The 23,012-nt window shown below is 64.5% G+C and carries 26 protein-coding genes and 1 tRNA gene; 17 read left to right on the forward strand and 10 right to left on the reverse strand.

Annotated features, from left to right (window positions below):
* Positions 1-9: 9 nt before the first annotated feature.
* Both LG661_RS02140 and LG661_RS02145 read left to right on the forward strand, forming a co-directional pair.
* Positions 10-468, forward strand: coding sequence for a tripartite tricarboxylate transporter TctB family protein (locus LG661_RS02140; RefSeq protein WP_230530215.1), 459 nt, complete (start codon positions 10-12; stop codon positions 466-468).
* A 12-nt stretch (positions 469-480) separates the two neighbouring features.
* Entirely contained in the window at positions 481-1,980 is a 1,500-nt protein-coding gene (locus tag LG661_RS02145; RefSeq protein WP_230530216.1) for a tripartite tricarboxylate transporter permease, read from the forward strand.
* Positions 1,981-2,013: 33 nt separating this feature from the next.
* Here the strand turns inward: LG661_RS02145 and LG661_RS02150 are convergent, their stop codons facing one another.
* A complete protein-coding gene (locus LG661_RS02150) occupies positions 2,014-2,559 on the reverse strand; it encodes a 2,4'-dihydroxyacetophenone dioxygenase family protein (protein WP_230530217.1) in 546 nt (181 codons plus the stop codon).
* A 29-nt stretch (positions 2,560-2,588) separates the two neighbouring features.
* Positions 2,589-3,338 (reverse strand): SDR family NAD(P)-dependent oxidoreductase, encoded by a 750-nt coding sequence (locus LG661_RS02155; protein ID WP_230530218.1) that lies wholly within the window; start codon positions 3,336-3,338, stop codon positions 2,589-2,591.
* A gap of 363 nt (positions 3,339-3,701) precedes the next feature.
* On the opposite strand from LG661_RS02155, the gene LG661_RS02160 reads away from it, so the two are divergent.
* A complete protein-coding gene (locus tag LG661_RS02160; protein WP_230530219.1) occupies positions 3,702-4,859 on the forward strand; it encodes an iron-containing alcohol dehydrogenase in 1,158 nt (385 codons plus the stop codon).
* A 184-nt stretch (positions 4,860-5,043) separates the two neighbouring features.
* On the opposite strand, the gene LG661_RS02165 is transcribed toward LG661_RS02160, so the two are convergent.
* Both LG661_RS02165 and LG661_RS02170 read right to left on the reverse strand, forming a co-directional pair.
* Positions 5,044-5,187 carry a hypothetical protein gene (locus LG661_RS02165; RefSeq protein ID WP_230530220.1) on the reverse strand — a complete coding sequence of 48 codons (144 nt, stop codon included), beginning with the start codon at positions 5,185-5,187 and terminating at the stop codon, positions 5,044-5,046.
* 68 nt (positions 5,188-5,255) lie between these two features.
* Positions 5,256-5,345, reverse strand: a tRNA-Ser gene (locus LG661_RS02170).
* Positions 5,346-5,578: 233 nt separating this feature from the next.
* Between LG661_RS02170 and LG661_RS02175 the strand changes: the two genes are divergently transcribed.
* Together LG661_RS02175 and msrA are read left to right on the forward strand one after the other, a co-directional pair.
* Positions 5,579-5,878, forward strand: coding sequence for a PetM family of cytochrome b6f complex subunit 7 (locus tag LG661_RS02175; protein WP_230530221.1), 300 nt, complete (start codon positions 5,579-5,581; stop codon positions 5,876-5,878).
* Positions 5,879-6,014: 136 nt separating this feature from the next.
* On the forward strand, positions 6,015-6,671 hold the full coding sequence (gene msrA / locus LG661_RS02180; protein ID WP_230530222.1) for a peptide-methionine (S)-S-oxide reductase MsrA: 657 nt from the start codon (positions 6,015-6,017) through the stop codon (positions 6,669-6,671).
* 99 nt (positions 6,672-6,770) lie between these two features.
* Here msrA and mepA read toward each other — a convergent pair whose 3' ends face one another.
* Complete coding sequence (gene mepA / locus LG661_RS02185) at positions 6,771-7,682, reverse strand: penicillin-insensitive murein endopeptidase (protein ID WP_230530223.1); 912 nt, start codon at positions 7,680-7,682, stop codon at positions 6,771-6,773.
* 106 nt (positions 7,683-7,788) lie between these two features.
* Positions 7,789-8,964: an SDR family oxidoreductase gene (locus tag LG661_RS02190; RefSeq protein WP_230530224.1), complete on the reverse strand. Its 1,176-nt coding sequence runs from the start codon at positions 8,962-8,964 to the stop codon at positions 7,789-7,791.
* Between the two features lie 200 nt (positions 8,965-9,164).
* Between LG661_RS02190 and LG661_RS02195 the strand changes: the two genes are divergently transcribed.
* Both LG661_RS02195 and LG661_RS02200 read left to right on the forward strand, forming a co-directional pair.
* A complete protein-coding gene (locus tag LG661_RS02195) occupies positions 9,165-9,575 on the forward strand; it encodes a PRC-barrel domain-containing protein (protein ID WP_230530225.1) in 411 nt (136 codons plus the stop codon).
* Positions 9,539-10,564 carry a hypothetical protein gene (locus LG661_RS02200; RefSeq protein WP_230530226.1) on the forward strand — a complete coding sequence of 342 codons (1,026 nt, stop codon included), beginning with the start codon at positions 9,539-9,541 and terminating at the stop codon, positions 10,562-10,564. The genes LG661_RS02195 and LG661_RS02200 overlap by 37 nt, the downstream gene beginning before the upstream one ends.
* Before the next feature lie 90 nt (positions 10,565-10,654).
* Here LG661_RS02200 and LG661_RS02205 read toward each other — a convergent pair whose 3' ends face one another.
* Entirely contained in the window at positions 10,655-10,903 is a 249-nt protein-coding gene (locus LG661_RS02205) for a hypothetical protein (RefSeq protein WP_230530227.1), read from the reverse strand.
* Between the two features lie 130 nt (positions 10,904-11,033).
* Here LG661_RS02205 and LG661_RS02210 point away from each other — a divergent pair, with 130 nt between their 5' ends.
* The 4 genes from LG661_RS02210 (at position 11,034) to LG661_RS02225 (ending at position 14,596) form a co-directional block, all read left to right on the forward strand.
* Complete coding sequence (locus LG661_RS02210; protein ID WP_230530228.1) at positions 11,034-11,900, forward strand: DMT family transporter; 867 nt, start codon at positions 11,034-11,036, stop codon at positions 11,898-11,900.
* Positions 11,897-12,988 carry an ATP-dependent DNA helicase gene (locus LG661_RS02215; RefSeq protein WP_230530229.1) on the forward strand — a complete coding sequence of 364 codons (1,092 nt, stop codon included), beginning with the start codon at positions 11,897-11,899 and terminating at the stop codon, positions 12,986-12,988. The genes LG661_RS02210 and LG661_RS02215 overlap by 4 nt, the downstream gene beginning before the upstream one ends.
* Positions 12,989-13,108: 120 nt before the next feature.
* A complete protein-coding gene (locus LG661_RS02220; protein ID WP_230530230.1) occupies positions 13,109-13,282 on the forward strand; it encodes a DUF1328 domain-containing protein in 174 nt (57 codons plus the stop codon).
* 225 nt (positions 13,283-13,507) lie between these two features.
* Positions 13,508-14,596 carry a TRAP transporter substrate-binding protein gene (locus LG661_RS02225; protein WP_230530231.1) on the forward strand — a complete coding sequence of 363 codons (1,089 nt, stop codon included), beginning with the start codon at positions 13,508-13,510 and terminating at the stop codon, positions 14,594-14,596.
* A gap of 53 nt (positions 14,597-14,649) precedes the next feature.
* Here the strand turns inward: LG661_RS02225 and LG661_RS02230 are convergent, their stop codons facing one another.
* The gene (locus LG661_RS02230) at positions 14,650-15,495 is read right to left on the reverse strand and encodes a lytic murein transglycosylase (RefSeq protein ID WP_230530232.1); all 846 of its coding nucleotides are present in this window, start codon (positions 15,493-15,495) and stop codon (positions 14,650-14,652) included.
* 150 nt (positions 15,496-15,645) lie between these two features.
* Between LG661_RS02230 and LG661_RS02235 the strand changes: the two genes are divergently transcribed.
* Positions 15,646-16,323, forward strand: a complete 678-nt coding sequence (locus LG661_RS02235) for a hypothetical protein (protein ID WP_230530233.1) — start codon at positions 15,646-15,648, stop codon at positions 16,321-16,323.
* A 69-nt stretch (positions 16,324-16,392) separates the two neighbouring features.
* Positions 16,393-17,175, forward strand: coding sequence for an SDR family oxidoreductase (locus LG661_RS02240; protein ID WP_230530331.1), 783 nt, complete (start codon positions 16,393-16,395; stop codon positions 17,173-17,175).
* Between the two features lie 8 nt (positions 17,176-17,183).
* On the opposite strand, the gene LG661_RS02245 is transcribed toward LG661_RS02240, so the two are convergent.
* The gene (locus tag LG661_RS02245) at positions 17,184-18,434 is read right to left on the reverse strand and encodes an MFS transporter (protein WP_230530234.1); all 1,251 of its coding nucleotides are present in this window, start codon (positions 18,432-18,434) and stop codon (positions 17,184-17,186) included.
* A 265-nt stretch (positions 18,435-18,699) separates the two neighbouring features.
* Here LG661_RS02245 and LG661_RS02250 point away from each other — a divergent pair, with 265 nt between their 5' ends.
* From LG661_RS02250 to arsB, 4 genes are read left to right on the forward strand one after another with little or no spacing between them, the layout of a single operon-like run.
* Entirely contained in the window at positions 18,700-19,056 is a 357-nt protein-coding gene (locus LG661_RS02250) for an ArsR/SmtB family transcription factor (protein WP_230530235.1), read from the forward strand.
* Positions 19,049-19,591, forward strand: coding sequence for an arsenate reductase ArsC (locus LG661_RS02255; RefSeq protein WP_230530236.1), 543 nt, complete (start codon positions 19,049-19,051; stop codon positions 19,589-19,591). Before LG661_RS02250 ends, LG661_RS02255 begins: the two co-directional genes overlap by 8 nt.
* A gap of 10 nt (positions 19,592-19,601) precedes the next feature.
* Positions 19,602-20,027, forward strand: coding sequence for an arsenate reductase (glutaredoxin) (gene arsC / locus LG661_RS02260; protein WP_230530237.1), 426 nt, complete (start codon positions 19,602-19,604; stop codon positions 20,025-20,027).
* An 11-nt stretch (positions 20,028-20,038) separates the two neighbouring features.
* The gene (gene arsB / locus LG661_RS02265) at positions 20,039-21,100 is read left to right on the forward strand and encodes an ACR3 family arsenite efflux transporter (protein WP_230530238.1); all 1,062 of its coding nucleotides are present in this window, start codon (positions 20,039-20,041) and stop codon (positions 21,098-21,100) included.
* Positions 21,101-21,109: 9 nt separating this feature from the next.
* Here the strand turns inward: arsB and lepA are convergent, their stop codons facing one another.
* Entirely contained in the window at positions 21,110-22,915 is a 1,806-nt protein-coding gene (gene lepA / locus LG661_RS02270) for a translation elongation factor 4 (protein ID WP_230530239.1), read from the reverse strand.
* Positions 22,916-23,012 lie beyond the last annotated feature (97 nt).

Consider the following 23,012-nt stretch of genomic DNA (forward strand, 5'->3'; position numbering starts at 1 on the left):
GCTGTCCCGATGCGCGTCAATGATGCGGTGATCGGCATCCTGCTCCTCGCCTTCGCGATTGCGACATTCGCTTATGCGAGGACGCTTCCGGCCATTCCGGGACAGGAATACGGCGCAGCCGTCTTCCCCATGCTCATCGCCGTCGGCCTTGGCGGGTGCGGCGTCCTGCTGGTCGCTTCGGGGCTGCGGCACTGGCAGGGCGCGGTGATCTGGAGCGACTGGGCGCGCACGCATCATGCCTGGACGAAGCTGGCCGTCGTTTTCGGTCTGGTCATGGCCTACATCCTGACCGCAGCGACGATCGGCTTCGTCCCGGTTTCCATCCTTATCCTCCTCGTCTTTCTGAGGACGATGGGAGTGCGCTGGTGGGTCGCCGCAGCGGCTGCGATCGCCACAACGATGCTGATCCAGCAGACCTTCGTCGGCCTGCTGCGGGTTCCCCTGCCACTCGGGCTCCTTGGGCCCTGACCCGGTGATGTCATGAGTGCGATCACGACCGCTTTCGGCCTCGTGTTCCAGCCGTCTGTGCTGGTGACCATCCTGCTCGCGGCCATATTCGGGCTCGTCGTCGGTGCTATCCCCGGCCTGACCGCGACGATGGCGATTGCGCTGCTCGTTCCGGTGACCTTCTTCATGGATCCCGTCCCGGCGGTGGGGGCCATGGTGACCTGTTCCGCCATGGCAATTTTTGCCGGAGACATTCCGGGCACGTTGCTGCGCATTCCGGGGACCCCCGCCTCGGCGGCCTATACAGACGAGGCCTACACGATGACCCGCAACGGGGAAGGAGAGATCGCGCTCGGCGCAAACCTGCTCTTCTCGGTTATCGGCGGATTGTTCGGGACAATCGTGCTGATCCTGTCCGCTCCGGTTCTCGCCGAGGTCGCCCTGCAGTTCAGCTCGTTCGAGTACTTCTGGCTGGCCCTGCTCGGTCTCACCTGCGCAGTGTTCATCGGAACGGCGTCGCCGGTCAAAGGCTTCGTCAGCCTGTTCATCGGCCTCTTCGCCTCGACCATCGGCCTGAACAATCCCGCCGGCGTGCCCCGTTTCACCTTCGGAAACGCCGAGCTCACCGGAGGTGTGAACTTCATCGCCGCAATGATCGGACTGTTCGCCGTGTCCGAGATCTTCCGGTTCGTGATCTCGCGCAGAGTGCAAGCCACGCCGCAGGCCGTGGTGGGAAACCTCTTCCGCGGCTGGGGCCGGATGATCGTGCGGTACTGGCGCCAGCAAGTGCGCGGAAACGTGCTGGGCACGATCATCGGCGCCCTGCCCGGCGCGGGCGCTGATATCGCAGCCTGGGTGAGCTATGCCGTCAGCAAGAAGCTGTCCCGCACACCCGAGAAGTTCGGGAAAGGACACGTGGAAGGCATCGTCGAGAGTACGTCGGCGAACAACGCAGCCCTGGCTGGCGCGTGGGTGCCGGCTCTTGTCTTCGGCATTCCGGGCGACAGCATCACCGCCGTCGTCATCGGCGTACTCTACCTGAAGAACATGAACCCGGGGCCGACCATCTTTCTGGAGAATCCGCAATACATCTATGCGGTGTTCATCATCTTCATTCTCGCCAATCTGGTGATGCTGCCCCTGGGCTGGGCCGCCATCAAAGGGGCCCGGACCATCCTGCGCATTCCACGCGAGATTCTGATGCCGTGCATCCTCATGTTCTGCATCGTGGGCGCCTTCGCCATCAACAACTCCACCTTCGGCGTGGCCGTGATGCTGGTTTTTGGCGTACTCGGCTTTCTGATGGAGGAGAACGACATTCCGGTTGCTCCCTGCATTCTCGGCATTGTGCTCGGCCCCATGGTTGAGGAGAACTTCGTAACCTCCATGATCAAGTCGGATGGGAGCTTTCTGGCGTTCTTTGAGCGCCCGATCGCAGGCGCACTCGGGGTGGTGACGCTGCTCGTCTGGTCCGTACCGGTGCTGGTGGGAGCGCTGCGCTCCCGGCAGACCGCTATCCCCCGGGAGGGCTGACCTCTCCGACGGATGGGGACAATAGGCTCCATTTCAGCGAATGAACTGATCGATATAGTCGGCGCCGAGGCCGTTCTGCGCGTAATGCGCCCGACACTTCTCGATGCGTGTGAAGACATCGTCGAATCCGATCGCACTGCCATCCGGATCGACATAGATCATGGCCCCGTTCACTTGGAACAGGGTGATCATCTCCTCGACATGCGGATCGACAACCAGCGTATGCGTCTCGCCGGGAGCCTCATAGGCATAGGAGCCCTCGGTCGCAACCCAGTCATGCTCCAGATACCGCCATTCTCCCCGCAGCACGAATGCATGCACCGGTTGGGGATGGCGATGGCGCGATAGCACGCCGGATTTTCGCACGCGCAGAAGGTTCATCCAATATCCGCGCGAGGCCGCAAGAAGCAGAGGGCGGAACCATACATTCTCCTCCACCGGAACCCAGATCCGCTCATCCGTCGGAATGGCGTTCGGAATCACGAGCTCAGGCGGCGAGTCCTTCGGCTGTGGATGCTTGTAGGGCACCCACTTGTCGTTCACGGGCGTAACAGGGGAGGTGGATTCTGGACCGGGCATGCGCTCTGCTCCTGTGCGCTCTGTTGCATCTACATCGTCAAGTACCCGCCATCGATGGCGAGGATGGCACCCGTCACGAATCGGGCCGCGGGCGAGGCCAGGAAAACGACGCCGCCGGCCACTTCTTCCGGCGTGCCCCAGCGCGCCATGGGTGTCCGGGAGAGAATGGGGCGGCTGCGTTCGAGGTCATCCTGCAGGGCCTTCGTGAGCGGCGTTGCGATCCAGCCCGGTGCAACGGCATTGACGCGGATGCCATCTGACGCCCATGCGGCGGCGAGGCTCTTGGTCAGCTGGCCAATGCCGCCCTTCGAGGCGCTATAGGCCGGAATTCGGGGGCCCCCGAAGAAGGTGAGCATGGATGCAATATTGATGACGGAGCCCTCGGTCTCACGCAACATCGCTTGGGCGGCGGAGCAGACCCTCATGGCTCCGGTCAAATTGACGTCGATGACGTCGGCGAAGACCTCCGGGTCGTGCTCCATGTCGCGGCGGATCACGCCCGCGGCGTTGACGAGAATGTCCAGGCGGTCGAGCTGCGTGAGCGAGTGGTTGATCGCCGAGCCGTCACGCACGTCGAGAGCCGCAAACGAGATTCCTGCATTGCTTTCGTTATCCGCTGCCCGCATCCGCTCGGCCTCGCTCGCTCCCGTCGCCGTGACGTTCGCTCCCAGGTCTCGGAAAGCCCTGGCGCAGGCAAGTCCGATTCCACTCGTGCCGCCCGTGATCAGAACGGATTGGCGGTCGAACAAGGAAGAGGCGAAAGCATCTGTGACTCGCATGCCGCTACTATACCCTGGATGTTGATCGGAGGCCTGGCGGGATTCGAAACATGGACGTGTACGGGTGAGGCCAAGTCCACTCTACCACGGGATCTCGATCCCTGCCGAGGGCGTCAGGTGGCTCACGGAGAGAATTGCCGGATTGAGAGGGTGTTACGCCGAGCCACACAGGTGCAGCCCGGCGCCACTCTCTGGCCGTCCAGGGATAAAATTCGATCAAGCCTACATGACGATCTGGGCTCGAGCCAAAGTGGATTGATCAGAATTGCCGTTCTGCGCGATGCTGGACTTGAAGCACAGAGTGGATGCGACAGAGATCGTACCCGCAGGACGCCCCAAACAGAACGGCACGGAGGAGCTGGAATGTCTTTGATCTCCTATCTGACGACCATCCGATTCGCGGCTGGCGCTCTATCGGACGTCGGCGACGATATGCGGGAGCTCGGCATCAGGGCTCCGCTCATCGTTGCGGATGCAGGCATCGTGCGAGCCGGACTGGTCGACTGCCTGACGGAGGTTCTCCCCGCAGGTCAGCGTGTTCCGGTCTTCACCGATACGCCCACGAACCCCACTCAGAGCGCCGTGGCGGCAGCGCTGGATTTCTACCGGTCCCATGCCTGCGACGGCCTGATCGCCATTGGGGGAGGCTCCCCGATCGATCTGGCGAAGGGCGTGGCTCTCCTGTCCACCCACGAGGGACCGTTGGAGCAGTATGCGGCGATCCTCGGTGGGATTCTCAGGATCACCGCGGCCGTGGCGCCGCTCATTGCCATTCCAACGACCGCCGGGACCGGCAGTGAGGTCGGCCGGGCGGCCCTGATCACCTTGGAGGATGGCCGCAAGCTCGGGTTCATCTCCCCTCATCTCATTCCCAAGCGCGCCGTCTGCGATCCGGATCTCACGCTCGGGCTGCCCCCGGCACTGACGGCCGCAACGGGTATGGACGCGATCACCCACTGCATCGAGACCTTCCTCAGCCCACGCTTCAATCCGCCGGCAGAGGCCATCGCGCTCGATGGTCTGGTTCGCGCCATCAGTCACATCGAGCGGGCGGTGGCCCAGGGATCCGATCGCGCGGCCCGGCACGAGATGATGATGGCTGCGCTCGAGGGAGGCCTGACCTTTCAGAAAGGCCTCGGCGCCGTTCACGCGCTCTCGCATCCTCTCGGAGGTCTGAAGGAGGTGTCGCTGCACCACGGCACCCTCAACGCGGTGCTGTTGCCTTACGTTCTCGAGTTCAACCGCACTCATGCCGAGGCAAAGTACGCCACGATCCGCCAACGACTGGGATTGAACGACGGCGATGATCTGGCGGATTATTTCCGCAGACTCAATGCGGGGCTCGGCATGCCGGCGACGCTGTCCGACATGAAGGTGCCGCGAGACAGCTTCGCCGCAATCGCAAGAAGCGCGACCGAAGATCACTCCTCCGCGACCAATCCCCGTCCTGCCAGCGAGGCGGACTACCGGGCGATCCTCGAGGCCGCCTATGCCGGTATCCCGCTCCAGTCGGGCGCCTGATGCATCCACTGCATCTCATATTCGCCCGATGCGGGCCGCGCCCTCGACGGTAACCATGTTCAGTGGAATGGCGATCCAGACCCCGTGATACGGCTCAATGCCCTCGCCGCGCAGGAACGGGAGCAGGAGGCGGTCTGGCGCGGCGGCAGGTCGGAGTGCGCGCGGGCCGCTCCTTCCTCCAAGGTCACTTGCAGGTAGTGGCCTCGCGAATCCGGACCTGTCCCAGGGTCACCCGGATCGGGGCACGGGACAAGCCCGGGTCGAGGGCCTTGGGGATTCGGATCTGGAAGACGAGGCCCGCCGGGGCGCGCGTGAGGTGGTCCGGCATGTGTACAATCCCGTGTACATGCGGGCCGGCGGCATTGAAAAAGCTTGGATTTTCTGCGGGTCAGACAATGGCGGAGGGAGCGGGATTCGAACCCGCGATACGGTTTCCCGTATACACACTTTCCAGGCGTGCGCCTTCAACCACTCGGCCACCCCTCCGCAGCGGCCGTCTTCGGGCCGTGCAACCCTGTTTCTTCGTCTGGTGCGAAGCAGACAAGGGTTCTCCGCCTCTCGCGGCGGAGGGGGTCCGTGTATCGCCAAAAGGGGCAGAAAAGCAAGAACGAACTTTTGAGAATTTCGCAATTCACGGCCTTTGCCGTTGCGTCAAATCGCTCTAGATGTCCCAGCTCTGTTTTGGATAGGGGTGTCCCTTGAGGTTTCTGGCGCGGATTGTGGGTCTCTTGCTCGTGGCGGCGGGGTTCATCGGCCTGGTGATCGATGGCACGCGCTCCATCGTTAACAATGCGGTGGCGTTCTCCTCCGTGGGCGGTGTCCTCGATACCCTTGTCCCGGGAGGCGTGCCGGGCCTGGAGGCGCGCGCCGCCCAGCAGGTCTATTCCTGGCTCTGGAACCCGGCTTCCGCCTATCTGCTCCAGCTCCCCGCCTCCCTGACCGGACTTCTCGTCGGGCTGCTCCTGCTCTGGGTGGGGCAGAAATCCATGGAGCCCATCGGCTATCTGGCAGACCGCTGAGGCCTTCGGAGACGGCAGGAAGGCCGGCGCCCTCCTTTCGACGCGAGAAACGAGCCCTCACGGCCCCGTGAGGTCGCGGCCCCTCCCGCCAAGGGCGGCGCACGCCTACATTGAGGGGGATCACGCGAGGGTCCCCATGTTCACTTTCCGCAAGAAGACCGAAATGCCGACCGCGGACCAGGCTCTCCCCGGACGGCCGAACCCGCTTCCGACCGCCGAGACCCATTTCATCAACGGACGTCCGCTCCAGGGGCCCTATCCCGAGGGTCTGGAGAAGGCCGTGTTCGGGCTCGGCTGCTTCTGGGGGGCGGAGCGCAAGTTCTGGCAGCTCGGCGATGGGGTCTGGATCACGGCGGCGGGCTATGCGGCCGGCATCACGCCCAATCCCACCTATGAGGAGGTCTGCTCCGGCCTGACGGGGCACAACGAGGTCGTGCTCGTGGTCTACGATCCGAAGAAGATTTCGTACGAAGGCCTGCTCAGGACCTTCTGGGAGAACCACGATCCCACCCAGGGCATGCGCCAGGGCAACGATGTCGGCACGCAGTACCGCTCCGGGATCTATGTCTTCAACGAGGAGCAGCGCAGGGCCGCCGAGGCATCGAAGAAGGCCTATGGCGAGGCTCTTGCGGGCCGCGGCTACGGACCCGTTACCACCGAGGTACTCGATGCGGGCCCGTTCTATTTCGCCGAGGACTACCACCAGCAGTACCTGGCCAAGAATCCGAACGGCTATTGCGGCTTGGGAGGCACGGGCGTGTCCTGCCCCATCGGGACCGGCGTCGCTGCTTAAATCAAGGTCCGAGCGGGTTGCTCTCGAGAGCAACCCGCTCGTCTTTCCTCCAGCTGCCCTGTCGGACCGCAAAACCGGATCCGCTTTCCGTGAGCTCCCTCAAGGAGCCATGAGCACCCGGCTGCACTCGTTCGGCAACTGGGCCATCGTCAGCGGTGGGCGTGGCTTGCCCGGCTTCGGGTGGAGCATCTGCGGCGTAAACCACTGCGCCAGTTCAGCGCCGCATCCGTCCCCGCCCGGGGGTGGGGCCTGATCCGCACAACCGGCATCGCCCGCCGGGCAGGCAAGGCGGATATGGAAGTGATAGTTGTGGCCGAACATCGGGCGCACCTTGGTCAGCCATCCCCGGTCCTCCCCCGCTTCCCGGCACAGCGCCTTCTTGATTGCCGGGTTCACGAAGATGCGCGCCACGTCCTTCTCCTTCGCCGCAGCGCGGATAAGGGCTGTGTGCTGGGGCGTCCAGATCTTAGGGTCCACATCGCGCCAGTCGCTGCGCACCACGTTCGTGGCCGACATCTCCTCGCGCTCCGCCCGGGACAGGCGCCGGTCCGGCATCGGCGTCAGCCACACATCCGCATCGAGCCCGATCTGGTGGGAGGCATGGCCCGTGAGCATGGGACCGCCGCGCGGCTGCGAGATGTCGCCCACGAGAAGCCCGGGCCAGCCGTTGATCTCGGGCACGCGCGCGGAGAGCCGCTGGAGCAGGGCGATCAGGCGCGGATGCCCCCAGTTGCGGTTGCGGGACAGGCGCATCACCTGCCAGGTCTCTCCGTCCACCGGGATCGCCTCCGCGCCGGCGACGCAGCCGCGGGCATAGCTGCCGATGGCGCGCGCCTGGAGAGAAGCAGGTTTGTCGCGCCGCCCGAACAATTCCTTGGCGGCGAGCTTCGGGTCGTTCGGATTGGCGAGAGGCGGCAGCGGCTTCGGTTTCAGCGTGCCCTTGTCCTGGGCGAGGGCGGAGCTGCCGGCGAGGAGGGCAAGAACCATGGTGAGAGAGCGAATCGCATTCATGGAAGAAGGCTAGCGCGAGGGCGACGGCCCTGAAACCGGCTTTCGAAGGGCCATCTTGTCGCTTGCCGGAAAAGAGCGGGGCCGGACAGACCGGCCCCGCCTGCCGTCAGTGCCGCGGCTGAGGCCGTCCCTCGTAGCCGCTCCGCTGACTTACATGGCCCGGTCCGAAGCTGCGCTTGTCATGACCGTTGCCGGTGCGGCGCGTGACGGGCTGCGGCTGATAGGGCGGGATCGGCCGCCGGTACGAACGATCCTGACGGCGATGCTGGTTCCGTCCGCGCGGGGCGATCATGAGCGCGGCGAAGGCAGCGCCGAGGCCGGCGATGAGGGCCGCCGTGAAGAAGGGATGGATCTGCGCCTCGAGGAGGAAGCTCGTCTTGCGCGGCTCGCCCTGAAGGGACGAATACATGTCGCCGTCCCGACGGGAGCGGTAGAGATTGTCCCGCATTTCCGGCCGCTCGCGCTCGCTGGTGGTCTGCGCGGAATAGCCCGTCCACTCCATGGCCTTGTCGACCATGCGCGGGGCGACCTTGCCCATGGCGCCGATGACCCAGCCGCCGAAGCCGATGGTCAGTTCCCGCCGCTTGTGCCCGGCTGCGAAGACGATGGCCTTGGCGACGAGATGGGGATCATAGGTCGGTGGCGGAACCGCCGGCTCCTTGTCGAGATAGTTGCGGGCGTGCTCCACATAGGGCGTATCGATGGAGGAGGGCTTGATCAGCGTCACCGAGACCGGTGCGCCCTGATTCTCCAGCTCCATCCGCAGGCCGTCCGTGAAGGCCTTCACGGCATGCTTGGAAGCCGAGTACGGGGCCTGCAGCATCATGGTCCGTTCGGAGAGGACGCTGCCCACATTGATGATCGTCCCGCCGCGGTGGCGCAGGTGATCGGCCGCGATCAGCGAGCCGTTGACGACGCCCCAGTAGTTCACGTCGAAGAGCTGCCGCTGGTCCTCGATCGGGACCTTGTCCAGGGCTCCGTACATGGCGACGGCGGCATCGTTCACCCAGGTATCGAAGCCGCCGAAGGTCTCGATTGCCGTCCGCGCGATCCGCTCTAGGTCCTCGCGCTTGCTCACGTCGGCCGGGACGGCGATGGCGCGGGTGCCGTTGCGGCTCAGGTCGTCGGCGACCTTGCGCAGGTCCTCCTCGCTGCGCGAGGCCAGCACGAGGCCCTTGACCCCACGCTCGGCGAAAAGGTGCGCAGTCGCAAGGCCGATGCCGCTGGATGCGCCGGTGATGACGACGACCTGCTCTTCGACCGGCTTCTGGCGAACGGGCATGGGACTCTCCTTCATAGTCTCGGGGACATCGTGAAACGTGGATCAACGTGAGGGATTCGGCAGGGTTCCTAAGGCTGCGCTTGGCGCAAGGAAGGATGCGGCCCAGAGTTCCTTGGAAAGACTGGAAAGCCGGGTCCAGGAACCGGGTTTTTGAGCCGAGCGTTGCCTTGACGTCGGCACCGATGAATTGGAGCGAGCTAATGCAGACCACGGCACAGAGCGGCGAAGTCCGCGAGACCCAGAACCTGATCGCCAGCGACAAGGTGGAGGGAACCCCCGTCCGCCGTTCGGACGGCGAGAAGATCGGCACGATCGAGCGCGTGATGATCGAAAAGAGATCCGGCAGGGTCGCCTATGCGGTCATGAGCTTCGGCGGCTTCATGGGACTCGGCGAAGAGTACTACACGCTTCCCTGGGGCGTCCTGAAGTACAATACGGAGCTCGATGCCTACGAGCTGAACCTGACGGAGGATCAGTTGCGCGGAGCTCCGCGGCGCACCGCGGAGGGACACGATGCCTCCTATGACCGCGAGTGGGAGGAGCATGTCCACCGCTACTACAACGCCACTCCCTATTGGGGCGAGAGCGACCCCATGAGCACGGGCCGCTAAAGGCGCTGCTGACCCATCAAACAAAAATCGCCCGGCGGAAGCCGGGCGATTTTTTTGCCCATGCACCGGATAGGGAAGACCCTATCCCGGCGCATGGGGCAGGTCTTTATCAGCGCTTCTTCGAGGGGCTCTTGCGAGCGCTCGAGGAGGAACGCTTGGCCACCGTGCCCGACTTCTTAGTCGAGGACGTGCGGCTCGACGCAGCGGCGGCGCGCTTGGCGGGCTTCGCCGCGCTGCGGGCCTTCGAGGCCGTGCTGCGGGACGAAGACTTCACTGCGCTGCGGCTGGCGCTGCGCGCCGCCGTCTTCTTGGCGGCGGGACGAGCTGAAGCCTTCTTTGCTGCAGGACGAGCCGAGGTCTTCTTCGCAGCGGTCTTCCTGGCAGGAGCCTTCTTGGCCGCCGTCTTCTTGGCCGAGGACTTCACTGCAGACTTGGCCGCCGTCTTCCTGGCGGGAGCCTTCTTCGCAGCGGTCTTCTTCGCCGAGGACTTCACTGCAGACTTGGCTGCCGTCTTCTTGGCAGGAGCCTTCTTCGCGGCCGTCTTGGTGCCGGCCTTCTTGGCAGGGGCCTTCGAAGATTTCGTCGCCGACTTGGCGGCCGACTTGGCGGCTACCTTCTTCGTCGCGGTCTTCTTAGCTCCGGACCTAGCAGAGGACTTGGTGCCCTTTGCTGCGCTGGAGGAGCTGCGGCGAGCGCTGCTCTTCTTAGCGGTCTTCTTCTTGGTGCTGGTCGCACCGGTGTCACCCGTGAACAACATGGTCAGCGGGTTGGACTTGTCGTCTGTCGGCATTGCCGCCTCCTTCAAGGGCCTTCGCGTGCAACCGTCACGCTTCGAAGGCAACGTCGTTATACCAAGCGGGTTCCGATTAACGGAAAGTGTAGAAAGTAGAATTCGCACTTTTTCTGTGGATACTTCCCGCCGATCACCTGCCTGCACTTGCCGTATCAGGGGGCGAAAGCAGGCGAGGAATGAAGCGCGCCGACTCTAAGCTTGCGACTCCTCAGTATCACTTGAGGGGGCCAAAGCATCTTCAAAGATGAACCGGAAAGTGCAATGTTTTCAAAATGTTACAGCATCATCAAAGTACACGAGAGTAGATGATGATCTCTGCTGAAGCGTTGGCGCGACGTCGACGGATGTGGTCTTGCGGGATCGTTTCGAGGCGGTCTTCGAGGCCATTGAAATCAGCCTTCGGGTGCCCACAAAAAAGTTGCCCGGGATGCGAAAATTTTTCGCTGCGCCGACTCGAATGCGGGTCTTCGGGCAGGATTGATTCAAGAATCACTGCACGCGAGAGCATGAGGTTGCGGTACTGACGCGAGGCCACGTGTGCCTCGCATCGCAATGCCGAGGTGGGTTGCGGCCTGTGTCATGACGCGCATCGCGTCGAAGGAGTCTTCACGCCGCCGAGGAGGCGGGGTAATCGGAAGAGACCTACTCACGTCGTCCGGTTCGCCTTGCCCCATCGCAGCATCCTCGCCGTCGTTCTCTGGATGAGCGGCGCTCTCGTTTCCTTCTCCGCGACGGCCGTCGCGGTGCGGGCGCTCGCGCCGACCTTCTCGGTCTTCGAGATGCTGGCCGTGCGCAACGCGGCGGGCATCGCGATCCTCCTCGCCTTCGCACTCTTCAAGCCGGAGCTTAGACCGGGATTGAAGCCGCGGCGCTTCAAGCTGCATCTGCTGCGCAACGTCCTGCACTTTGCAGGCACGGACGGATGGGCCTTCGGCCTCACGCTCCTGCCGCTCGCGACTGTCTTCGCGCTTGAATTCACCACGCCGGTCTGGGTGGCGCTGCTGGCGATTCCGCTTCTGAACGAGCGCATGAACAGGGGGCGGCTCGTCGCCGTCGTGCTGGGGTTCGCCGGCGTTCTGGTCATCCTCCGTCCAGGCCTCGAAACCCTGCAGCCGGCCAGTCTCCTCATGCTGGGAGTGGCCTTCACCTTTGCCGTCGTGGCCATCCTGACGAAGCGCCTGACCCGGACCGAGAGCACCTTCTCGATCCTCTTCTTCATGAACCTGCTCCAGCTTCCCATGAACCTCCTGTTCGTGGAGGGAGCCTTCTGGCTCAAGGCCGGTCCGTCTCATGTGCTGCCCCTCATCGGCATCAGCCTCGGCGGCCTGCTCGCGCATTACTGCCTCACCAATGCCTATCGTTGCGGGGATGCGATCATGGTCGTGCCGCTCGACTTCCTGCGCATTCCCCTGATCGCCTTCGTGGGCTGGCAGCTTTATGGCGAGCCGCTCGACCTCTATGTTTTCTTGGGTAGCCTCTGCATCATCATCGGCATTCTCTACAGCCTGCATCGCGAGGCGAAAACGGCATGACATGGTCACCGCAACAGGACGCCGCCCTCAAAGCCGTCGCGGACTGGCTCCGCCGCGGCGACCGCCCGGTCTTCCGTCTCTTCGGCTATGCGGGCACCGGCAAGACGACGCTCGCCAAGCATATTGCGGAAGGCGTGGACGGGGATGTGGCCTTCGGCGCCTATACGGGCAAGGCCGCTCTGGTGCTGCGCACGAAGGGCTGCACGGATGCCTCGACCATTCACTCGATGATCTATCGCTCGCGGGAGTCGGATGAGAACGGCCCGCAATTCGTGCTTAACCGTCAGAGCCCCGCCGCAAAGGCGGACCTTATCGTCATCGACGAGTGCTCCATGGTGGACGAGGAGCTGGGGCGCGATCTCCTCTCTTTCGGTCAGCCCGTGCTCGTCCTCGGGGATCCCGCGCAGTTGCCTCCCGTGAAGGGCGGAGGCTTCTTCACGGAAGGCGAGCCCGACGTGATGCTCACCGAGGTGCACCGGCAGGCCAGGGACAATCCCATCGTCCACATATCGATGAAGGTGCGGGAGGGCGGACGCCTGGAGCCGGGGATCTATGGCGAGAGCCGCGTCATCCGTCGCCGCGAGATCGACGCCGCCATGGTCATGAAGGCCGATCAGGTGCTGGTGGGCCTCAACAAGACCCGCCGTCTCTACAATGCGCGCCTGCGCGAGTTGAACGGCTATCGCGATCCGATGCCGGCTGCGGGCGAGAAGCTCGTGTGCCTGCGCAACGACAAGACCAAGGGGCTTCTCAATGGAGGCACCTGGACCATCCATGCCCTGCGCGGAATCCGCAACGACTTCCTCCGCATGGACGTCATTGCCGACGACGATGCCCGCCGCCGGTCCGTGGAGGTCGCGGTGCACAAGGCCTTCTTCGAGGGAACGGAGGAGGAGGTGCCTTTCGCGCTCCGCAAGGAGTCGGACGAGTTCACCTACGGCTATGCGCTCACCGTGCACAAGTCCCAGGGCTCCCAGTGGGACGACCTCGTGCTCTTCGATGAATCCTATGCCTTCCGCGAGCACCGCAGCCGCTGGCTCTACACGGGCCTGACCCGCGCGGCGGAAACGGTGACTGTCGTCGTCTGAGGAGCGCTCTGTCCCGAAGGGCGGCGGGGCGTTTCGGAACCCAGGACTGTCCCTTTCGGAACCCAGGACTGCCCTGAGAACCTGTGCCTGCAGCGAAGCTTGCTTTTGAAAGGCGGAACGATGCTGGAATGGGCTCTGGTCTTCCTCGTCATCTCCCTCGTCGCCGGTGCGCTGGGCTTTACCGGGATCGCATCGGGCGCCAAGACGATCGCCAAGATCCTGTTCGGCATCTTCCTGGTGCTTTTCATCATCCTCATCCTGCTGGCCTGGGGCGCGGGTGAACTGATCTTCTGAGGACTCGCCTCACCCATGGGATGCCGGGGCGGCGGAAACCTGCAGCCTCGGTCCGCTCCGCGGGCGATTCATGCGCTGAGCGCATGAAGTCCCTGCTTTCGCAGCCCTGTCTCCTTTCGCTCAGCCCGCTATGACGAGCGACACGAACATGTGCGTTTCCGGCGCTGTTTTGAAACTTCCTGTCTCCTGCGCGCCCCGCACCATTCAATTGCGAAAGGACCATCGATGAAGCGTCGCGTATTTCTCACGGCGGCCACGGCTGGCATGGCTGCCGGAGCCGTCGCCAAACCGGCTATCGCCCAATCCGCGCCGGAGATCCGCTGGCGCATGACCTCCGCCTTTCCGAAATCCCTCGACACGCTCTTCGGCGGCGGCGAGCTGCTGGCCAAGCATGTGGCGGAGGCGACCGACGGGAAGTTCATCATCCAGCCCTTCGCGCCGGGCGAGATCGTGGGTGCGCCGCAGGCGGCCGACGCGATCGGCAGCGGCACCGTGGAGATGGGCCACACCTGCTCCTATTACTATGTCGGCAAGGACCCGACCTTCGCCATCGGCACCAATCTGCCTTTCGGCCTCAACTCCCGGCAGACCAATGCCTGGCTCTATCACGGCAACGGCAACGACCTGCTGAACGCGTTCTACGCCAAGCACAACCTCTTCGCCCTGCCTGCCGGCAACACAGGCGCGCAGATGGGCGGCTGGTTCCGCAAGGAGATCAAGACCGTGCAGGACCTGCAGGGTCTCAAGATGCGCATCGCGGGGCTTGCCGGCCAAATCATGTCGAAGCTCGGCGTGGTGCCGCAGCAGATCGCCGGCGGCGATCTCTATCCGTCGCTCGAGCGCGGCACCATCGACGCCGCGGAATGGGTGGCCCCCTATGACGACCAGAAGCTTGGTCTCAACAAGGTGGCCCCGTACTACTATTATCCGGGCTTCTGGGAGGGCGGTCCCGCCATCCACTTCTTCATCAACCTGCAGAAGTGGAACGAGCTGCCGAAGGCCTATCAGGCGGCCATTCAGGCGGCTGCAGGCTATGCCAACGTCGACACGCAGGCGAAGTACGATGCCCGCAATCCGGCGGCTCTGAGGAGCCTGCTCGGCGCCGGCGCGCAGCTGCGGCCCTTCTCTCCGGAGATCATGGACGCGGCCTACAAGGCGGCGAACGAGATCTACGACGATCTCTCGGCGAAGAACCCGGACTTCAAGAAGATCTACGACAGCTACAAGGCTTTCCGGAACGAGGAATATCTCTGGTTCCAGGTGGCCGAATACGCCTACGATTCCTTCATGATCCGCGCCCGCGCCCGCGGGTGACGCGCCAAGAGGGTTTGTCGTGGAGGGCGGGCGTCGTGCGCCCGCCCTTCGCACTATTGGGATTGCCGGCTGAACTCGGCCATCGAGACGTCGCGCCCGGCCAGCTTCGCGGCGTAGTAGCCGATGGTGCGCGAATAGACCTGCGACCTGTTCCATTCCCGCAGAACTTCGAAATTCGGCGAGCCCGGAGACCAGTCCGCGCCCGGCACCCAGCCGTGGCCTCTCAGATAATTGGCCGTTGAGGCCAGCACGTCCGCCGGAGAGCGCAGGATATTGGCGCGCCCGTCCCCATCGTAGTCGATGGCATACCGGAAGTAGGACGACGGCATGAACTGGGTCTGTCCCATCTCGCCCGCCCAGGCCCCGCGCATTTCGGAGGGCGACAGGTCTCCGCGATCCACGATGCGCAGCGCATCGAACAGGTGCGCCTTGAAGAATTCCGAGCGGCGGCAATCGTAGGCCAGGGTTGCAACCGAACGGATGACCGGCAGGTTGCCCTTGACCGCGCCGAAGTCGGTCTCGAGTCCCCAGATGGCGACGAGGACGGGGCCCGGCACGCCGAAGTCGCGCTCGATGCGGGCAAGGGTCGCCGCATGACGCTTGAGCATGTTCGCACCGCCCTTGAGTCGCGAGGCGGAGACCCTTTGACCGGCGAATTTCTCGAAGCTCTGCTTGAAGACGCCCTGACCGCGATCCTTGCGGATCACGCTCTGATCGAATGTGACGCCGGACAATCCTCGCCTGACCGCCTCCGGCGAGATGCCCTGCGCAACGGCTTCACGCTCGATGTCGCCGAGCCATTTCTCGAAGCCGGCCGGATCGCGGCAGGTTGCCGCCGAAGCCTGGCTCGCCGCGAGGAGGGCCAGGGCGACGAGAGACGCGCGCGTGGAGATAGGCATCGTTGCTCTCCTGAATGGGTCAAGTGTGAAGGCGAGTTAGGGCCACGCTCCGGCAACTCAAGGCCGCGTCATGCTTTCACCTAGGCAACCAGCAAAGCGCGAGAGCGTTGCCATGAGGACGGCGCTCCGCGCCCGGAGGAGGATGTGACCATGGCGGTCGCGAGATCCATGAAGGCGCAGGCGTCTCAGGTTCTGATCCTGGCGGCGCTTGCGTCGTTTCCGTCCACGCAGGCCGCGACCGCGCTTCCGACGCAGGGCGTGCCGGGTGAGCCGTTCCGGTCGCGCTTCGATCCCATCGCCCGCGAGACCCGGCTGACGGGGCGCATTGCGCTGGATCTCTGCTTCTCGCTGACCCTGCCACGGGAATGGCACCTTGAGCGGAGGGCGGAAAAAGCCAGGCTCACATCCGCAGCCGCAGACGTTGCCGCCGACCTTGAGGTCGGCCTGCGCTCCGCCCACGAAATCCAGCACATGCCGGAGCCGGATCTCGCCCGCCGCGATGCCGCGTTCCTGCAGCAAGGCTACGAGCATCTCCTGGGGCGCCCTGCGCAATCGGTTTCTCTCTCCGCGTCGGATGCGGGCGCGATGCGCTGGTCTGCCACTTGGGTCGACGCCAACCTGCCTGCGGATTCGCATGCCCTGACCGTCGAAACTTTCATCGTGCCCCTGTCGCGGGAGTGGCTGCTCGAACTCTCCCTCACCGATGTGGAGATGCCGGAGGTCCGCGACGCCCTGATGCGCAGGGTCCTCGCGGATCTGAAGGTGGAGCGCGGCGTGGCCTGCGATGCCGGCGCTCCGCTCGCCGGGCGGCATCTCTCGAGCCGGTGACGCAAGGAACAAGCGGCCCTGCTTCCGGTTCAGGGAAAGGCACTCCCAGGACTGATGAAAGGCAAGCTCATGGAACTCGACGGCAAGGTGGCGCTCGTGACGGGCGCAGGATCCGGCATCGGCAAGGCGACCGCCCTGCTCTTCGCAAAGCAGGGCGCGCGCGTGGGCGTGCTGAGCCGTACTGAGGACGAGATCCGCAAGACCGCCGAGGAGATCGAGCGCTCGGGCGGCAAGGCAATTCCCCTCGTGGCCGATGTGTCGCGTGAGGATCAGATGAAGAAGGCGGTCGAGGATCTGGTGCAGGCCTATGGCCGGCTCGATATCGTCTTCGCCAATGCGGGCATCAACGGCGTCTGGGCTCCCATCGACGAGCTGAAGCCGGAGGAGTGGGATCGGACGGTCAACATCAACCTGCGCGGCACGTATCTGACGATCCACTATGCCGTGCCGCACCTGAAGAAGGCGGGCGGCGGCTCCATCATCATCACCGCCTCCATCAACGGCTCGCGCACCTTCACGAGCGCGGGCGCGACGGCCTATTCCGCTACGAAGGCCGCTCAGGTGGCCATGGCGCAGATGCTGGCCGTCGAACTCGCCAAGCATCAGATCCGGGTGAATGTGGTCTGTCCGGGGCGGATCGGAACGCAGATCATGGAGAACACCTCCCAGCGCAACACGGAAGAGGCTGAGTTCCCCGCCGAGTTTCCGAGCGGCGAGATCCCGCTCACCGGCCATGAGGCGGGGGAGAGCGAGGATGTGGCGGAGCTCGTTCTCTTCCTCGCCTCGAAACGCGCCAAGCATATCACGGGCTCGCCCGTCTGGGTCGACGGCGGCCAGTCGCTCATCGTCTGAACGGTCTGTCAGCGCGCCTCCGCATGGGCGGGGGCGAGCTGCGTTCCCACGGGGACGACGGGCTCAGGAGTGAAGTGCTCCTTCTCGATATCCTGCGGCGTCGGACGCTGCAGGCTGCGATAGGCACCCCAGAGCGCCATGAGGATCTGGGCGACGATGACGGTGTAAGGCAGCCCGATCCGTCCAAAGGTGCTCATGGCGATGCCGGCGATCACCGGCCCCGCCGCAGCGCCGACCCCCTGCAGGATGAGCAGGCCGCCTGCGGCGGACACGAATTCGCCGGGTCGCGCCATGTCGTTCACATGCGCGATGACGACGCTGTAGGTGGGAATGACGCTGCCGCCGAAGATGGCCACGCAGATGAAGAGCAGCCAGACGGACACCGTATCCGGAACGAAATTGACGAGCGCCAGCAGGATGACGGCCGCCGTGGCCGATGCGCCGATGACCACGTATCGACGGTCCAGACGGTCCGAGAGCCAGCCGAGGGGCCATGTCATGGCAAAGCCGCCGAGGGTGCCGCAGGCCATGAGGATCGCGATCCCGGTCGTGCTCAGCCCCCGCTGCTGCGCCCAGACGGGGCCGAGGGCGAAGAACGAACTCGTGGTGATGCCGCACAGAACCGCAGCGACGACCCCGAAGGCAGACTGCGCATAAAGACGCCGCAGGCTGATCCTCACCTCGCCGACCGCATGGGCCGGCGCGCTCGCTCGCGACAGGGCGGTCGGGACGAGGGCGAGCGAGATGAGGATCGCAACGAAGCAGAACAGCTTGAAGCCTTCGGGATCGCCTGTCGGCAGAAGCAATTGCCCGCCGATCCCGGCGATAAGGCCGGTCATGCCATAGAGGCTGAGAACCTGTCCGCGGGTCTGCGGCGTTACGGAGGCGTTGAGCCAGCTCTCGACCACGATGAAAAGACCGGCGAAGCAGAAGCCGGTCAGCGCTCGGGCTGCGATCCAGGCGGCCGGGTCGACGATGATGATGTGAAAGAGCGCGACGGACGCGGCGACGGCGGCCAGTGCGGAAAAGGTGCGGGTGTGTCCCACCTGCTGGATGATGCGTCCGACCCAGAGGGAGCCGAGCACGATCCCGATCCAGAAGGCGGCGCCCACCGCCCCGATCTCGGTCGGCGTAAAGTATTCGAGGCTGCCCCGCACGCTGAGAAGCGTGCCTTGAAGGGTGTTGCCGATCTGCATGAGGGCGTAGCCGAGAAGCAGCGCAAAGAGAGTGGGCAGCGTGGCTCGCAGGGATGTAGGCATAGGCTTTCCTGAGGCGAGGTTTATCGTTCGGGCGGTTTCGTTCTTGTTGTGCCTGCACCAGGACAGGCGTCGTGCGGACCCGCGGCTCGATCATGGAGGGCGAGCCGTTCCGGGGTTGAACTCTGGGATTGGATTCAGGTTCCGGTCTCAGGACCTCGGTTCGGCGGCCGGTTAAATGCAAGACACCGCTTCCATCTCCTCGCCGCTCCAGCTTGCCGATTCAGGAGGCTTGCCTTTCGCCTAATTATTCCATAAATCTGGAAATATGGAATCAGAAGAGATCATCCTGGCCCTTGCGGCCCTGGCTCAGTCGACCCGTCTCGAGGTCTTCCGCCTGCTCGTCGGGCGAGAGCCGGAGGGCATGCCGGCCGGAGAGATCGCGCGCGAACTGGCGGTTCCCGCCAATACGATGTCGGCGCATCTGTCGGTGCTCGCCCGGGCAGGGCTAATCCGCTCGGAGCGCCGGAGCCGGTCGATCATCTATCGCGCGGACCTGGACCGATTCCGGGCCGTGGCGACCTTCCTCCTCAAGGATTGCTGCGGCGGCAGGCCGGAGGTCTGCGCGCCGCTCATCGCCGACCTCACCCCCTGCTGTTCACCGAAGGAGCCGGCCCGTGGCTGAGCGTGTCTACAACGTCCTGTTTCTCTGTACGGGCAACACGGCCCGTTCCATCCTGGCCGAGGGCATCCTGCGCAACGATGGGGCAGGGCGCTTCCGCGCCTTCTCGGCGGGAAGCCAGCCGAAAGGAACGGTCAATCCCTTCGCCCTGAAGGTGCTCGAATCCTTCGGCTATCCCACCGACGGCTTCCGCTCCAAGAGCTGGGACGAGTTCGCCGGCCCGGACGGGCCGAAAATGGACTTCATCTTCACCGTCTGCGACAGCGCTGCGGGTGAAGCCTGTCCGGTCTGGCCGGGACATCCCGCGACCGCCCATTGGGGCATCGAGGATCCCGCCGCTGTCGAGGGGCCGGATGTCGCGAAGGAGCGAGCCTTCGTGCAGGCCGCCAAGTACCTGAAGAACCGGATTTCCGCCTTCCTGGCGCTGCCGGTGGTGAGCCTCGACGAGGTCGCTCTCACCCACCGCCTGAGGGAGATCGGCCGGCTGGAGGGCGCGACCTCCGATGCCGCGCTTTCCGTCGAACGCCGCTCCGCCTGAGGGATCGCTCATGGACGTCATCATCTACCACAACCCGGATTGCGGCACGTCGCGCAATACGCTCGGGCTGATCCGGAATGCCGGCATCGAGCCGCACGTCGTCGAGTACCTGAAGACGCCGCCGACGCGGCTCCTGCTGCGCCAGCTCATCGAGCGCATGGGCATGAGCGTGCGTGACGTGATCCGCGAGAAGGGCACGCCCTATCATGAGCTCGGGCTCGACAACCCGGATCTGACCGACGACGAGCTTCTCGACGCCATGATGGCGCATCCGATCCTCATCAACCGTCCCATCGTCGTGAGCCCCAAGGGTGTGCGCCTGTGCCGTCCGTCCGAAGCGGTTCTCGATCTTCTGCCGCCGCAACGCGGCGAGTTCCACAAGGAGGACGGCGAGATCGTCGTCGATTCCTCCGGACGCCGCGCGGCCACTGCCTGAAGGATCTCCCCATGTCTGTCTTCGAGCGCTACCTGACCCTTTGGGTTGCCCTTTGCATCGTCGCAGGCATCGCCCTCGGCCATGCCTCCCCTGGTCTGTTCCAGGCCATCGGCGCCCTGGAAGTCGCCAAGGTCAACCTGCCGGTCGCGGCCCTGATCTGGCTGATGATCATCCCGATGCTGATCAAGATCGACTTCGCCTCGCTGGGGCGGGTGCGCGAGCACTGGCGCGGCATCGGCGTCACGCTGTTCATCAACTGGGCGGTCAAGCCGTTCTCGATGGCGGCGCTCGGCTGGCTCTTCATCGGATATCTCTTCCGGCCCTACCTGCCTGCCGACCAGATCAATTCGTATATCGCCGGCCTGATCATCCTGGCGGCGGCGCCCTGCACGGCCATGGTGTTCGTGTGGAGCCATCTGACCAAGGGCGAGCCCCACTTCACGCTCTCGCAGGTTGCTCTCAACGACGTGATCATGGTGGTGGCCTTCGCGCCCATCGTCGGCCTGCTGCTCGGTCTCTCGGCCATCACGGTGCCCTGGGACACGCTCCTGCTTTCGGTCGTCCTCTACATCGTCATTCCGGTAATCCTGGCGCAGTTCCTGCGGGGGCGCCTGCTGGCGCAGGGCGGGCAGGCTGCCCTCACGGGCCTGCTGCGCGTCTTGCAGCCGCTGTCGCTCGTGTCCCTGCTGGCCACGTTGGTGCTGCTGTTCGGCTTTCAGGGAGAGCAGATCCTGGACCAGCCGCTGGTCATCGGCCTCCTGGCCGTGCCGATCCTGATCCAGGTCTATTTCAACTCCGGCCTTGCCTATCTGCTCAACCGGATCGCGGGTGAGAAGCACTGCGTGGCAGGCCCCTCGGCCCTCATCGGCGCGAGCAACTTCTTCGAGCTCGCCGTCGCCGCAGCCATCAGCCTGTTCGGCTTCAATTCGGGTGCGGCCTTGGCGACCGTGGTCGGCGTGCTGATCGAGGTGCCGGTGATGCTGTCGGTGGTCTGGATCGTGAACCGCAGCCAGGGCTGGTACGAGCGCGGCAGGGTCGGCCGCGCCGAGGAAGTGGCGGTGAGGAAGGCCTGACGGCCTTCCTTACGTATCCATCTTCAGCGCGGCGATGAAGGCTTCCTGCGGGATGTCGACCTTGCCGTACTGGCGCATCCGCTTCTTGCCTTCCTTCTGCTTGTCGAGCAGCTTGCGCTTTCGCGAGGCGTCGCCGCCGTAGCACTTGGCGGTCACGTCCTTGCGCAGCGCGCGGATGGTTTCGCGGGCGATGATCTTGCCGCCGATGGCCGCCTGGACCGGGATCTGGAACATGTGCGGCGGGATCAGCTCCTTCAGCTTCTCGCACATGGCGCGACCGCGGCCTTCCGCGCGGGTGCGGTGCACCAGCATGGAGAGCGCATCCACCGGCTCGCCGTTCACCAGCACCGACATTTTCACGAGGTCGCCCTCGCGGTAGTCGGAAATGTGATAGTCGAAGGAGGCGTAGCCCTTCGAGACCGACTTCAGACGGTCGTAGAAATCGAACACCACTTCATTGAGCGGCAGGTCGTAGACCACCATGGCGCGCTTGCCGACATAGTTGAGGTCGATCTGCACGCCGCGGCGATCTTGGCAGAGCTTGAGAACGGCGCCGAGATACTCGTCGGGCGCGAGGATGGTGGCGCGGATCCACGGCTCCTCGATGGCGTCGATCTTCATCACGTCCGGCATGTCGGCCGGGTTGTGAAGCTCCTTCATCGTGCCGTCGGTCATGCGCAGATGATAGACCACGGAGGGAGCCGTGGAGATGAGGTCGAGGTTGAACTCGCGCTCCAGGCGCTCCTGGATGATCTCGAGATGCAGCAGGCCGAGGAAGCCGCAGCGGAAGCCGAAGCCGAGCGCTGCGGACGTCTCCATCTCGTAGGAGAAGCTGGCGTCGTTCAGGCGCAGCTTGCCCATGGCGGCGCGCAGGTTCTCGAAGTCGGCCGCATCCACGGGAAAGAGGCCGCAGAACACCACCGGCTGCACGGGCTTGAAGCCCGGAAGCGCCGCGGCGGTCGGCTTGCGTTCATCCGTGATGGTGTCGCCGACGCGGGTATCGGCCACTTCCTTGATCGAGGCGGTGAAGAAGCCGACCTCGCCCGGGCCAAGCTGGGCCATCTCGGTCATCTTCGGATTGAACACGCCGACGCGGTCGAGGCCATAAGAGGCGCCGGTGCCCATCATCTTGATGGTCTGGCCCTTCTTCATGGTGCCGTCGACGATCCGGACGAGCACAACCACACCGAGATAGGCGTCATACCAGGAATCGACCAGGAGAGCCTTCAGCGGTGCATCCGGATCGCCCTTCGGGGGCGGCAGCTTCTGGACGATGGCCTCAAGAACGCCTTCGATGTTGAGGCCCGTCTTGGCCGAGATCGGCACGGCCTCCGAGGCGTCGATGCCGATCACCTCCTCAATCTGCTCCTTGATCCGGTCCGGATCGGCGGCGGGAAGGTCGATCTTGTTGAGGACGGAGACGATCTCGTGGTTGGCGTCGATGGCCTGGTAGACGTTGGCGAGCGTCTGGGCCTCCACGCCCTGGGAGGCGTCGACCACCAGGAGCGAACCCTCGCAGGCGGCGAGCGAACGCGAGACCTCGTAGGCGAAGTCCACGTGGCCGGGGGTGTCCATGAGGTTCAGGATGTAGGTCTTGCCGTCCTGGGCCTTGTATTCCAGGCGCACGGTCTGCGCCTTGATGGTGATGCCCCGCTCGCGCTCGATATCCATGCTGTCGAGCACCTGCTCCGTCATCTCGCGCGCCGAGAGGGCGCCCGTGGTCTGGATCAGGCGGTCGGCGAGTGTCGACTTGCCGTGGTCGATATGGGCCACGATGGAGAAGTTGCGGATATTGTCGAAGGTGCGTGCGGTCATCAAAAAAACTCGGGCGGGCGTGAAACCCTGTTGGCCGGGCAATAGCAGCCCGGCCCCTTTATGCCAAGAGAAGGCGGTGTCGCTGCCCGGCCCAGGG

This window comes from Microvirga roseola (assembly GCF_020866965.1).
GTDB lineage: Bacteria > Pseudomonadota > Alphaproteobacteria > Rhizobiales > Beijerinckiaceae > Microvirga > Microvirga roseola.